This is a genomic window from Aeromonas sp. 61P (assembly GCF_051919545.1).
Taxonomy (GTDB): Bacteria; Pseudomonadota; Gammaproteobacteria; order Enterobacterales; family Aeromonadaceae; genus Aeromonas; species Aeromonas veronii.
On record NZ_JBQBEL010000001.1, the window covers coordinates 1109082 to 1120938 of the forward strand.

Annotated in this window: 19 protein-coding genes; 3 read left to right on the forward strand and 16 right to left on the reverse strand. The window is 62.3% G+C overall.

The features are described 5' to 3' along the window. Nucleotides 1-6: 6 nt before the first annotated feature. The 15 genes from ACTG2O_RS05335 to ACTG2O_RS05405 form a co-directional block, all read right to left on the reverse strand. Nucleotides 7-195 carry a DUF6890 family protein gene (locus tag ACTG2O_RS05335; protein WP_374956614.1) on the reverse strand — a complete coding sequence of 63 codons (189 nt, stop codon included), beginning with the start codon at nucleotides 193-195 and terminating at the stop codon, nucleotides 7-9. Then, on the reverse strand, nucleotides 192-455 hold the full coding sequence (locus ACTG2O_RS05340; protein WP_439975432.1) for a putative phage tail assembly chaperone: 264 nt from the start codon (nucleotides 453-455) through the stop codon (nucleotides 192-194). The genes ACTG2O_RS05335 and ACTG2O_RS05340 overlap by 4 nt, the downstream gene beginning before the upstream one ends. Continuing rightward, complete coding sequence (gene lysC / locus ACTG2O_RS05345; protein WP_439975433.1) at nucleotides 452-682, reverse strand: Rz1-like lysis system protein LysC; 231 nt, start codon at nucleotides 680-682, stop codon at nucleotides 452-454. Before lysC ends, ACTG2O_RS05340 begins: the two co-directional genes overlap by 4 nt. Next, nucleotides 579-1022, reverse strand: a complete 444-nt coding sequence (locus ACTG2O_RS05350) for a hypothetical protein (RefSeq protein ID WP_439975434.1) — start codon at nucleotides 1020-1022, stop codon at nucleotides 579-581. The genes lysC and ACTG2O_RS05350 overlap by 104 nt, the downstream gene beginning before the upstream one ends. Further along, entirely contained in the window at nucleotides 1019-1480 is a 462-nt protein-coding gene (locus ACTG2O_RS05355; protein WP_245094383.1) for a glycoside hydrolase family 24 protein, read from the reverse strand. Before ACTG2O_RS05355 ends, ACTG2O_RS05350 begins: the two co-directional genes overlap by 4 nt. Beyond that, nucleotides 1470-1793 carry a phage holin, lambda family gene (locus ACTG2O_RS05360; RefSeq protein WP_139462141.1) on the reverse strand — a complete coding sequence of 108 codons (324 nt, stop codon included), beginning with the start codon at nucleotides 1791-1793 and terminating at the stop codon, nucleotides 1470-1472. The genes ACTG2O_RS05355 and ACTG2O_RS05360 overlap by 11 nt, the downstream gene beginning before the upstream one ends. Nucleotides 1794-1814: 21 nt before the next feature. Then, nucleotides 1815-2024 carry a TraR/DksA family transcriptional regulator gene (locus ACTG2O_RS05365; protein WP_042067759.1) on the reverse strand — a complete coding sequence of 70 codons (210 nt, stop codon included), beginning with the start codon at nucleotides 2022-2024 and terminating at the stop codon, nucleotides 1815-1817. Nucleotides 2025-2033: 9 nt separating this feature from the next. Beyond that, a complete protein-coding gene (locus ACTG2O_RS05370) occupies nucleotides 2034-2489 on the reverse strand; it encodes a phage protein (RefSeq protein WP_439975435.1) in 456 nt (151 codons plus the stop codon). A gap of 3 nt (nucleotides 2490-2492) precedes the next feature. Continuing rightward, the gene (locus ACTG2O_RS05375) at nucleotides 2493-3617 is read right to left on the reverse strand and encodes a DUF2586 domain-containing protein (protein ID WP_439975436.1); all 1125 of its coding nucleotides are present in this window, start codon (nucleotides 3615-3617) and stop codon (nucleotides 2493-2495) included. Nucleotides 3618-3621: 4 nt separating this feature from the next. After that, nucleotides 3622-4308, reverse strand: a complete 687-nt coding sequence (locus ACTG2O_RS05380; protein ID WP_439975437.1) for a phage virion morphogenesis protein — start codon at nucleotides 4306-4308, stop codon at nucleotides 3622-3624. Continuing rightward, nucleotides 4305-4817 (reverse strand): phage tail protein, encoded by a 513-nt coding sequence (locus ACTG2O_RS05385; protein ID WP_439975438.1) that lies wholly within the window; start codon nucleotides 4815-4817, stop codon nucleotides 4305-4307. Before ACTG2O_RS05385 ends, ACTG2O_RS05380 begins: the two co-directional genes overlap by 4 nt. Nucleotides 4818-4825: 8 nt before the next feature. After that, nucleotides 4826-5287 carry a head completion/stabilization protein gene (locus ACTG2O_RS05390; RefSeq protein WP_439975439.1) on the reverse strand — a complete coding sequence of 154 codons (462 nt, stop codon included), beginning with the start codon at nucleotides 5285-5287 and terminating at the stop codon, nucleotides 4826-4828. A 116-nt stretch (nucleotides 5288-5403) separates the two neighbouring features. After that, nucleotides 5404-6129: a terminase endonuclease subunit gene (locus ACTG2O_RS05395; RefSeq protein ID WP_439975440.1), complete on the reverse strand. Its 726-nt coding sequence runs from the start codon at nucleotides 6127-6129 to the stop codon at nucleotides 5404-5406. Nucleotides 6130-6132: 3 nt separating this feature from the next. Beyond that, complete coding sequence (locus tag ACTG2O_RS05400) at nucleotides 6133-7182, reverse strand: phage major capsid protein, P2 family (protein WP_439975441.1); 1050 nt, start codon at nucleotides 7180-7182, stop codon at nucleotides 6133-6135. Nucleotides 7183-7191: 9 nt separating this feature from the next. After that, nucleotides 7192-8064 (reverse strand): GPO family capsid scaffolding protein, encoded by an 873-nt coding sequence (locus tag ACTG2O_RS05405; RefSeq protein WP_439975442.1) that lies wholly within the window; start codon nucleotides 8062-8064, stop codon nucleotides 7192-7194. Between the two features lie 174 nt (nucleotides 8065-8238). Between ACTG2O_RS05405 and ACTG2O_RS05410 the strand changes: the two genes are divergently transcribed. Genes ACTG2O_RS05410 through ACTG2O_RS05420 form a run of 3 tightly spaced genes read left to right on the forward strand, consistent with a single transcriptional unit; the run spans nucleotide 8239 to nucleotide 11376 of the window. Continuing rightward, the gene (locus tag ACTG2O_RS05410; protein WP_439975443.1) at nucleotides 8239-10056 is read left to right on the forward strand and encodes a terminase large subunit domain-containing protein; all 1818 of its coding nucleotides are present in this window, start codon (nucleotides 8239-8241) and stop codon (nucleotides 10054-10056) included. Further along, nucleotides 10053-11066, forward strand: a complete 1014-nt coding sequence (locus ACTG2O_RS05415; protein WP_439975444.1) for a phage portal protein — start codon at nucleotides 10053-10055, stop codon at nucleotides 11064-11066. The genes ACTG2O_RS05410 and ACTG2O_RS05415 overlap by 4 nt, the downstream gene beginning before the upstream one ends. A 58-nt stretch (nucleotides 11067-11124) precedes the next feature. Beyond that, entirely contained in the window at nucleotides 11125-11376 is a 252-nt protein-coding gene (locus ACTG2O_RS05420; protein WP_042067783.1) for an ogr/Delta-like zinc finger family protein, read from the forward strand. A 36-nt stretch (nucleotides 11377-11412) separates the two neighbouring features. Here the strand turns inward: ACTG2O_RS05420 and ACTG2O_RS05425 are convergent, their stop codons facing one another. Continuing rightward, nucleotides 11413-11793 (reverse strand): diacylglycerol kinase, encoded by a 381-nt coding sequence (locus tag ACTG2O_RS05425; protein ID WP_439975445.1) that lies wholly within the window; start codon nucleotides 11791-11793, stop codon nucleotides 11413-11415. Nucleotides 11794-11857: the final 64 nt, after the last annotated feature.

Below are 11857 nucleotides of genomic sequence, written 5' to 3' on the forward strand. Positions count from 1 at the left end.
AGGTCGTTATCCGTTGAATGCATTGGCGATGCCCTCGGCCACCGCAGCGGCGTAGGACTCCCGGGCGTGTCGGTCTAACCAGAGGGCGCGGGCCAGGCTGTCGATGTCGTCTTCGTCATGGGGCAGGTAGTGGCGCCGCAGCGCCAGCGCCTGCTCCAGGTGATTGCGCTCGATGGCCTCGGCGCGCGCCGTCAGTTTTTTACGGTGATCTCCAGCTCGGGGGCGAACTGCTGGTTAATGGCACCGGCCAGCTGCAGCGCCGCGCCCGGGCGCTTGAGCAGTTCATCAAGCACCTCTTTGCTCTCCTGGCAGACGATCTTTTTCAGGTAGTTGTGGGCTGGTGCCACCTTGTCGCTTGGCATCATGTCGTTGATAAAGCCGTTGTAGGCCACCATGGTGGGGGCGAATTTCAGCTCTTTGCCGGCGACGTCCAGGGTGATGATGGGAGTGGTCATGGGGTGGTTTCCTCTAGTTCAATCCAATGGTTCAGGGTGTTGATTTGGGTTTGGCAGCGGCGCAGTGCCATCTGCAGGGTGGGGATAAACCGCACGGCGTCGCCGTAGGTGCGCCCCGTGAAATCAGGCTCCGGGCAGTGGGGCACCAGCCCCGGCGGTGGTAGCCGCTTGATGACCTGCGTTTGCACTACGGTTTTGGGCTGGCTGGAGCAGGCGCAAAGCAGCATCAGGCAGAGGCTCGCGAGCACAGTCCGGGCGGCCTGCCGGCGGCGTGGCCAACGCGTGTTGCAGTTCATCGGCGATTTTCCTCTGTTGTTGGTCGAGCTCGGCCAGGGCGGCGTTCTGGGTGCCCAGCAACTTGCGAAGCCCTGAGGCATCGCGCTGCAGCGTCACCAGCTGGCTGGCTTGCTGCTCGTTGGTCTGCTGCAAGGTGTTGATGGTCTCGTTGGCGGTGGCGAGCGCCTTGCCCCGGCTCTCCAGCATCCGGCTGCCAAGAAACAGGGCGGCGCCCATTACCAGCACCAGGGCCAGCAGCACATTGGAGAGCAGTGCCTTGAAGGTGCTCATGCCAGCACCCCGCCGAACTCGGTGAATTTGGCCAGCAGGTCGGCCAGCTGGTGCTCGCGCTGACCGTAACCGGCGCCCGGCAAGCTGGCCCAGATGTTGGCGCACTTACCGATCGCCTGACTGATGCGCCCCTTGAGCACATCGTCCAGCGCCTTGCGTTCGCGAATAAGCTGGATAGCCCAGCTGTCTTGCGACTCGGGGCCAAAGTCCGGCAAGGCCAGCAACATCTGATAGTGGCGCCAGTGTTTGGACAGATGCTGATAACGGCCGGCGGCGGTACTGACCAGTCCGGGGCGGACGATGACAGACACATTGGGGTGGGTGCTGTAGTCACCGAAGAACCCCGCCGGATTGACCAGCTTGTTGTACCCGTCATCGCCCCGGCCCTTGGTGCCCTCGGCATAGGCAATCATGTCGAGAAACGCGGCCACCTGCGGGTGGCAGTGACTACGCGGCATCGTTGTTCCCCCTTTTGCTCAGCACGGTCTTGGCCTTTTCGCGGATGATGTCCACCCCGAGCAGCCCCACCACGCCCCCGATAAAGGGGGTCGCCGCATAGGTGACGCCCAGCAATGCGGCTCCTGAGGCCGCGGCCAGGGTGATGAGGCCACACAGGGTGGATTCGATCAGACGGCGGCGCCCGCTGCCGCCGTCATAGGTGATGCGCATGAAGGAGATGCTCAGCGCCAGCAATGCCCCAGACACGGCGGGCCAGTTGTCCATCAGCCAGGCCATCAGGGCGGCCCAGAGGGTGGGGTCTTTGTTCGGCATAGGGTTCATATCCCGTTCTCGTTATTGCCCGCGTCGCTCGGCGCGGCTCTGGCAGGGGACACACAGCCGCACCCCCGGCACATGTTGGCGGCGTGCTGCCGGGATGGGGTCGTCACACTCTTCGCAGTGGTGCCGGCTCTCCCCCTGGTAGCGCCCTTTGCCCACCTGGTTGGCCAGATGCACGGCCAGCATTCGGGCTGCGTGACTGTTTGCGCGGTCGATATCGTCCACCTAGCCCCCTTACCCTTTGAGGTGGCGGGTGTCGTCATCCGAGAGGTACGGCACGCCATTGATGTGAACGAAGTCGGGGGAGGTGACGATGCCCTTGAGCTTGTGCACCCCCTTGCTGCCCCCCTTGGGGTCGATGTCGAGCAGGTCGGCGATCTGCAGCTTCACGCCGAAGGCCTCCACCTTCATGGTTTCGTCGCCGGTGTCGGCGTAGAACAGCACATCGTCCGGTTTCAGCCCGCGCCAGCTGCCGGCCCGTTTGGCGGCATCGCTCAGCAGCTTGAAGTTCTTGGCATCGAGCTCGAACTCGCACTCGGCCGCTACCTCGCCATCCACATAGCCGTCAGGGATGCCGCGGGTTTGCGCCACGGCGCTGCTGTCGGTGATGGTGAGGCTGGCCTTCTCGACGTGCACCATGGTGCCCAGCAGTTCAATGTCGAAGCTCTGCCCTGAAATGCGTCTGGTCATGGGTTAGCCCTCCCCATTGGTGAGGCTCAGATCGAGCATGATGTTGATGGTGATCCCCTTGGGGCAGTCCACGGTGCGGATCACCACGTAGATGGAGACGTGGTTTTTGTCGGTCCACTGGATAGCGATATCGCCATCCTGGGGGGAGGTGATCTCGCCTGGGAACGGCTGGCCGTTGATGGTGGTGGTCCTGGCCATCTCGCGCAGGTCTTTGCCAAAGTAGAGGATGGCGGCGGCGGTGCTGCCCGGGGTGGAGTTGAACGAGCGATCGCCGATGCGGGCGATGGCACGTACCCGCATCCGGCGCGCCACCTTGTAGGCCACCCGCAGGTTTTCGATCACCTGGTAGTCGCCGCCCTCGGCGTCCAGGGTACGGCCATCGGCCCAATAGATACCGTCATAGTCCGGGTACCACATCGGCACCGAGAAGCGGTTCTGCTCCAGGGTCTGCAGGGTGGCGAGCGGCAGCTCGATCCCGTCCTTGTCCTTGGGTTTGTTGCCAAGGCCGACCAGAGCACCGGTTTTGACCCGGCACGGGGTATCGGCAATGCTCACCGCCCGGTTGCACAGGCGTCCGGCATAGGCGCCGGCGAGGTTGGGCCAAAGCTGCGGTAGCAGGGTGACGGACTCGGCCTTGATGCCATCTTGCAGGGTGACCAGGGCCGCCTCGTAGTCGCTCCAGCTCTGACCATCCTGCTCGGCAGCATTGATCCCCGCGACCGCCAGCAGCATGAACTGCCAGCGACCCCACTTGGCGATCAGCTCCTGGTTCAGCGCGTGGGCGGCGTTGATCTTGGCCTCGTCCCACTCTTGCCCCAGTACCACCACCCCTTCAAAGGATTGGGTCTTCTGGGCCTCACGGACGGCATCTTGCCAGTCCATGTCGGTGGGCTGCACGAAGGCGGCGGCCGTCCAGTTTTGGCCGGCGTTGGCCATGGCGGCCTGCAGGTTGGTTTTGAGCTCACTGGCGGGCTCGCCCAGCAGCTTGTCAAAGTCGCTCTGGGTGTTGAGGGAGAGCAGCTTGCCGGTATTGCTTGGCGCCGTGCCGACAAACAGTAGGTGGCGCTCGACTTCGGTCACCGGCCCCTGCATCTGGTTCAAGTTGTTGATCTGTACATAAGGCCACATGGCGTTATTTCCCCTTCATCTCTTGCTTGTTGACGTCCCAGCCGTAGTCGATGCTCTGCAGGGCGCGGGCAAAGGCTTGCTCCCGTTGCTTGGCGTTGGCGCCGAGGAACGGGCGGGCAGGGAGCTCAATTTCCCAGCGTGCTTTTACCGGATCATCCTTGAGCTTCCTGATGAGCAATCCCGCTTGGGCGTAGTTGAGATTGCCGGTGATCCAGCCAAGCGACGCCGAGCGGTATGACCCCTTGCGCGCCCCCGGGCGCTTGAAGCCGAGCTCGCGCAGCTTGCGGGCTTGCGCCTTGGTCGCCGGTTTTTGCTTACCGCCTTCGCTGGGGGCTATGCGGCGCCGGCTGGCCGCGGTCACCTGATAGGTGTGTCCCTTCTGGTGGGTGTTGGCGATAACCCCCGCGTGGGCGTTCATCGTCCCCCGTTTGAACCCGAGCTCGGCCACGTCCTGGCTGGGGGCGTGGATCTCCAAGAGCTTGGGCAGGCCGCGCAGCATCTTGCGTTTGCCCCGCTTGCGCGGCGCCCAGGGCTTGCCGTTGGGATCCTGCTGCTGGCGTACATGGCGGGCCGCCAGCTTTTTGAGCTCGGCCGCGGCGCGCCAAACCAGGCGCTTGCGCTTCTGGGGTGGCAGGGCCAGCAGGTTGAGCTGGTCCTGGCTGCGGCGAGCGTCCAGGGTGATGGTGATCATGCCGGGCCTCCCACCTGGTGATGGCCGGTGTCACCGACGTTCATGTCGATGTGGTCGGCCACCCAGATTTCATAGGGGGCCACCTGCCAGCACTTGCCGAGCCAGTTGATGGGGCCGCTCGGCTGCTCGATAAGGCGCAGCGGTTCGGTAAAGGCGATCTGGATCTCGAGGTCGGCACTCTTCTCGTCGTTCGGGGTCACCGCATATTCCGGGTCGGCCAGCTCAAACTGCTCTCGGAACGAGTCGTGCTCCTGCACCCAGGCGGCGACTGCAGCCAGCAGGATGGCCGGATCCAGCTCACGAAAGGGCAACTGCTCGACGATGAACACCGCCTGATAGGTGAGCCAGGCCACGTCTACGCCGGTGGGGCCCATGTTGCGGGATTCGAGCCGGATCGTTCCGTTCTCCATCCAGCTGTCGAGGGACTTGCGGCACTTGGCCGGCAACACCCGGGTGAGCTCGGCGTGGAGGGCGTGCAGGAAATAGCCCTGGGCCTGCTGTTCACTCATCTCTTTACTCATATCAACGAGACCCCCGCCCGGTGCTTGCCCTTGATGCTGCGCACCAGCTGCTGACTCTCGGCCAGCAGCTGGGCGCGCTGTTCCGGTGCCCGCTCGGCCTGGTTGTTGGCCGCCGGCCGTTCGGTGACGCTGGCGAACTCCGGCAAGATGGCCGCCTTGGCGCGGGCAAACACTGCGGCCAGATACTGCTCGGTCAGGGCATTCGTGCCACCCTCAAGGCTTGGCCCCGGTACCTCGGCGGCGCTGGCATAGCCCTCGGCCATCAGCGCAGCCTGGCGCATCGCCAGCTGCAGGTTGATTTCCGAGATGGCCGCCAGCAGCGCGGCGCCGGTGGTTTGCGGGTCAAGGTCGGCAGGCAGGGCGCGGCGGCGCTCAAAATCGGCCACGGCCACATCGGGCCAAAAACCGTCATTGCGGATGGTGGCGGCGCTATAGTCGATATCCTTGCCTGCAAACATCAGTGACCTCGCTGGTTGAATAGGTGCACCCCTGTCGCCACGCAATTGCCGCTGGGTTCGCCAGAGGCGGTCCATGGCATTCGCGCCGGGGTGCGACGGCGCGGAGAGTCGGTTGGTTATTCGGGATTGAGCACCCGCAGGCGCATGGCAATCTTCTGGCGCAGGGTGTTGACCCCCACCTTGCTGTGCAGCTTCTCTGCTTGGGCCAGCCAGTGGTCGGCCTGCTCCAGCGTGGCGCTGTCACCCACGGCACTGGGGCGTGGCTGACCATCCTGGTCACGTAGCAGCAGACAGCCCGCCGCCTTGAACCACTTGGCGGTGAGTCGCTCGTTAAGGCGCCAGTCACCCCGCACCTTGTCGAACACCCGGGAGAACCAGGGCTCGACCGCATGCCCCTCGGCCGCTTGCTTCTCGGCCCACTCCAGCACGGTGTCGGCCACGAAGTGGGCCCAGTCCCGCTTGATATTGCTCGGGGTGCGCTGGCCTTGGGCAATGGCGAGCTCGGCCCAGGCGATGCCGGTGTCGAAATCCCCCACATCAAAGGCCCAGACGGTGAGCAGCTGAAACAGCTCGTTCTGATAGGGCTGGTTGGACTGCGCGACGCTGGCCAGATAGCGCTCCACATAGGGACGGTATTTGGGCATCAGCTCGCTTCGCTTCATGTTTACCCGATCCCCGATGCGGGCCCGCTTGCGCAGGCGGACGATGTCCTGTTCCAGGGCAATCATCTGCAGGTGCAGGCTGTCCGCCACCGCGCCGGTGGCCATGCCTGTGCAGGCGGCCTGCGCGGCCCCCTGCATGGCTTGCACCCGTTGCTTGTGGCGTTGACCCGGTGAGCTCATGGCTTACTCACTCGGCGCAGTGGGGGCGGCGCCGATCTCGATGTCGGCCTCTTCAAAGCCGCCATAGGCCAGGTATTCGCCGATGGCGTAGCCTTCCATCCGCCAGTACTGGTTATCGAAGCACTTCTTGTCCTGGTTATCGTCGGCCTTGCGCTTGCGGGTGCCGCGCTGGGTGTAGATGTGCAGGTTGTCGAGGGTGGTGACCACCATCCGCTTGCCCGGGAAGAAGGGCGGGATGTAGGCCTTGCGCCCGGCAATCGACTCGGCCAGCTTCTGGGCGGCGATCTGCTCGGTCGGTTTGGTCGCTTCGCTGTAGAGCTTGGCCTGAGCCGAGGCCACCAGGTCGGTGCCGACCAGAACGACCAGACGCGGGTCCTGGCGGAACAGCGGATCGATGGTGGTGTTGATAAGGTCGGAGGCCATCTCGTCCAGGGTTTTGTAATCACCCTTGCCATCCGGGTCGAAGTGGATCTTCTTGCCGGCCTCGGCCTTGATGATCTGGCTACCACCGTTCCACTCGCGGGCCAGCTGGTGCCAGCCTTTGTTGACGTCTTCACCCAGCGGATGGGCTTTCGGGTCGGTGTCGTCGGCTGCTTCCACGCCGTTCCAGCCGACGCGCAGCATGTCCAGGGCAAACGCCTTGTTGATGAAATCACCCACCAGGCGCAGGAACTCGCCCTCGCTGCCGGCGTTGGCCCAGACACACAGGGTTGCCCAGTCGAGCGAGGCACACGAATCGGTCTCGGTCAGCTCGTAGGTGTTGCCGGCGACGCCAATCTTGCCGTTAAAGCGGCCATCCTTCTTGCGGCCGGTAAACAGCTTGCCGATGCCCACTTGCACTACCTGGCCCTTGACCTGGTCTACGTCGAGGCAAGTGATAAGGCCGAGGAACTCGACAGAGGCGAGCAGCGCGGCGCGAAGGCCGGTTTCCACGGGACCGGTGACGCTGAACTGCTTGGCCAGCGCGTTAACGGGGATGCCGTAGGCCTTGGCCAGGGCGTTGCTGTATTGCTCCAGGCGCTGCATGGCCTGGACGGTAAGGGTCTGGCTCACGGTCGCTCCTTAATAGACTGCGGGGGTATCGTCACCGCCGAGGGCGCCCGGGCGCTGGCCCGGCTTCTCGACAGAGAACTGGTCGATCTTGTTGTTCAGCTCGCCAAACTTGTCGGTCAGGCTGGTCAGGGTTTGCTCCAGCTTGCTGAACTGCTCGGTGGTGATGCCGGGTTGCTCTTCCACCTTGGTGGGCTCGGTGACCGGCTGGGTGGTGTCGTCGGTGGCCGGTTTGGCGTCCAGCTTTGCGCTGAAGGCATCGATCTTGGTGCCAAGGCCATTAAGGGCCCCCAGCATCTGATCGAACTGTTCTGGTTTCATTTCCTCATCCTCGGGTTGGCTGGGGTTGGGTTGGGGGTCAGGCTCGCCATGGCTGGCCAGGAAGCTGAAAAACTTGGCGATCAGGCCATCGGCCTTCTCGTGCTTGGGTAGCTTGAACATGGAGAGGTCCAGCGGCTCGCTGGTGCCAACGGCCTGTCCCTTGTTGCTGTTGCTGAACTTGAGATGGGTGGTGCCGGTGCTGGCGGGTTCGTCGGTGACACCGAGGCCCAGCAGGTAGGTTCGCCCCAGATCGGCGAAGTTCTCGAAGGGTTCGATGGAGCAGAACTGGTACTGGCCGTTCTGGTTGTAGTAGATGAGATCGCGATTCGGGCAGAGGATGGCGAACAGCTTGAGCTTGCCGTCCACCTCTTCGGTCTTGAGTGCCTGCACCGTGCCATAGCTGGACCAGCGATCGTGCTCCGGCCAGATGACGGCGGTGTAATAGGTCGGATCGTAGGTCTCGGCCATGTCGGTGAGCCAGTCGCGGGTAATATCCCGCCCATCCACCGCTTTGCCTTCGGTGGCGATACAGACCCAGCCAGTTCTCAAGGTTGATTCGTTCATGCCTGCTCCCAATAGATGCGGGGTCAGGCTATCGGGTCGGCAAGGGGGTTTCATCCAGTTGTGTTCGCCGCGATTCGGATCCAGCGGAATATCCGAATTGCTTGGAACATCAGTGAGATAAGCAAGGGGAGGGGCTGGCTATGATGGCGCCATCATTCACCTGATGGAGGCGCTGTGGCGTATCCCGAAGAGATCCGCAATGCCGCGCGGGGACTCTACCTTAAACGATGGACACCCCAGGAGATCAAGGACGAACTGGGGCTTAACTCCTGCCGTGTGGTCTACTTCTGGGCCGAGAAATACGGCTGGCGTGACCTGCTGACCGAAGAGGCGGTGGAGGATGCCATTGCCCGCCGGGTGCAGTCGCTGCTCGGGCGAGAGAAGAAAACCAGCGCCGAGCTGGACGAACTGGACCGGCTTATCGGTCACCACGTCAGCCTCAAAGAGAAGGCCATCAAGTGGGCCGAGCGCCAGCATGCCCTCAAGGTGCAACGAGAAGGGGGAGGTGAACCCGCCTTACCACGAACCCCACGCGGGCGCGGTGGCCAGGAGGGCGGCCGCAAGGGTAAGGGTGGCAAGAAGGGCAAGAATGAGGTCGGCCACCTTACTGAGGCAGACTTTGCCGAGTGGCTGGGCACCCTGTTTGGCTATCAGCTGCGCTGTCGCGAGGCCAAGAACGACCCGGCACTGCCGCGCACCCGCAACATCCTTAAATCCCGCCAGATCGGCATGACCTACTACTTCGCCGGCGAGGCGCTGGAAGATGCGGTACTGACCGGCGGCAACCAGATCTTCCTGTCAGCCACCCGCGCCCAGGCGGAGGTGTTTCGCTCCTATATCTGCAAGATTGCCCAGACCTTCCTCGGCGTCACCCTGACCGGCAACCCGATTGTCCTGTCGAACGGGGCCGAGCTGCACTTCTGTTCCACCAACTCCAACAGCGCCCAGTCCCGCTCCGGCAACGTCTATATCGACGAGTATTTCTGGATCCCCAACTTCGAGAAGCTCTCGGACGTGGCCAGCGCCATGGCGACCCAGAGTCGCTGGCGCAAGACCTACTTCTCGACCCCGTCGAGCAAGGTGCACGAGGCTTACCGGTTCTGGACCGGGGAGCGCTGGAAGGGTCAGCGCCCGAGCCGAGTGGCCATCGACTTCCCGGGCGAAGATGACCTGCGCGACGGAGGCCGTATCTGCCCCGATCGGCAGTGGCGTTACGTCATCACCATCGAAGATGCCATTCGCCTTGGCTGTAACCTCATCGACATCGAGGAGCTGAAAGACGAGTACCCGGAGGAGGTGTTCGACAGGCTCTATATGTGCCGCTTTATCGACGATGCGCTGTCGGTGTTCAAGTTCCAGGACATGGAGCGGGCCGGGGTAGACCCGAGTCGGTGGGAGGACTACAAGCCCGGGCGGCCCGACCCGTTTGGCCGGCGCGAGGTGTGGATGGGGTACGATCCGAGCCGTACCCGCGACAACGCCACCCTGGTGGTGGTGGCCCCGCCGATGGTGGCTGGTGAGCGCTTTCGGGTGCTGGAGAAGCACTACTGGCGCGGACTCAACTTCCAGTACCAGGCGCAGGAGATTGAGCGCATCGCCAAGAAGTTTCGGGTCACCTATCTCGGGGTCGATGTCTCCGGCATCGGCGCCGGGGTCTATGACCTCTTGAAGCCCACCTTCAAAGGGGTATGTCACCCCATCAACTACAGCATCGAGAGCAAATCGCGGCTGGTGCTCAAGATGATCGACGTGGTGGAGGCAAACCGCATCGAGTGGGATAGCGCAGATCGGGATATACCGCTGGCGTTCCTTGCCATCAAGCGCAGCACCACCGGCGGCGGCCAGATGACGTTTCGGGCCGCCCGCGACAATGTGACCGGCCACGCTGACGTCTTTTTTGCCATCGCTCACGCCGTAGCCAACGAGCCGCTCGATACCACTCGCAAACGTAAATCCACCTGGGCAACCAGCCAGGAGAGAAAGGCAGCATGACCAAGCGACACAAATCCCAACCGGCCCAGGTGGCCACTTCAGCAAAGAGCGCGGTGGCGTTCAGTATGCCGGAGGCCATCGACCCCACGGCCTGGATGACCGATTACACCGGGGTGTTCTACAACCCCTATGGCGAGTATTACCAGCCGCCCATCGAGCGCAAAGGGTTGGCCAAGGTGGTGCGGGCCAATGCCCACCACGGGGCCATCCTGATGGCGCGCCGCAATATGGTGGCAGGGCGCTTTACCAACCAGCGCACCACGGTCACCGCCTTTGCTCACAACTACCTGCAGTTCGGGGATGCGGGCCTGCTCAAACTGCGCAACGGCTTTAACCAGGTGGTGGGGCTGCTGCCACTCTCCAGCGTCTACCTGCGCCGGCGCGAGGATGGCTGCTTTGTCTACCTGCAGCAGGGCAAGCCGAACCTGATTTACCGGCCGGAGGATGTCATCTGGCTGGCCCAGTACGACCCCGAGCAGCAGATCTACGGCATGCCTGACTACCTGGGTGGCCTGCAGTCGGCGCTGCTCAACCAGGATGCCACCCTGTTTCGGCGTAAATACTTCCTCAACGGCGCCCACATGGGCTTCATCTTCTACGCCACCGACCCGAACATGGACGACGACACCGAGGAGGAGATGAAGGAGATGATTGCGAGCAGCAAGGGGGTGGGGAACTTTCGCTCCATGTTCGTGAATATCCCGGACGGTAAGCCAGATGGCATCAAGCTTATTCCGGTGGGGGATATCGCCACCAAGGACGAGTTTGCGGCCATCAAGGGGATCACTGCCCAGGACGTATTGACCAGCCACCGCTTTCCGGCGGCGCTGGCGGGCATCATTCCGACCAATGGCGGGGGAGGGCTTGGAGACCCTGAGAAGTACGATGCCACCTATGCCCGCAACGAGGTGCTGCCACTGTGCGAGCTTATCCAGGATGCCATCAATAGCGCGGGACTCCCTCGCTCCCTCTGGGTCGATTTTCGGGAGAATATCGGTTCAACTGTATAAACAAACAGTGCCTGCTGTGGCATGATAGGCTGTTGATTTGGATAGAAAAGGGGGCGTAATGCGGGTTTATTGCAAAGTGTGTGGCCAGCGGGGCCGCATTACCAAGACCAACCGACTGAGCGATGATGTCTCGGATCTCTACTGCCAGTGTACTGATGCCGAATGTGGCCACAGTTGGGTGGCCACTCTGTCGTTCGCCCATACCCTAAGCCCCTCGGCCAAGACCACCAACCAGCTGGTGCTCAGCTTGATGGGGTCACTGACGCCAGAGGGGCGGCAGTTGGTACTGAAAGGACTGGGGGCGCAATAGCGCCCCGCGTGGAAATTCAGCTCCTTTGTTTTCTACTTACCACCACCCCAACAGGTTACGGCCGGTCAGTGCGCCCCAGACAAGGGCATTCAGTACAAGCGAGATAAAAACAGCGGCAGAGCCCATATCTTTCGCCCTGCCAGACAGTTCATGATGCTCAGAGCCAATGCGATCAACGACAGCTTCAACTGCTGAGTTGAGGATTTCCACAATAACGACTAACCAGCTGATGACTATCAATAGTAAAATCTGGTTAAGTCCGTCACCAACGAAAAATGCTAGTGGCATCAGTAGCAAAATGAGCAATAGCTCTTGGCGAAACGCTGCTTCATGTCGCCAGGCAGATGACAGCCCTTTCATGCTGTAGTTGGTTGCATGAATAATTCGGGTGATTCCTGTTGCTCCTGGTTTAGCCATTTCGTTTTCCTCTTTCGAATTTTAACTCTGACTGATTAAGAAATACTGTAAATAAAGAGAGGCA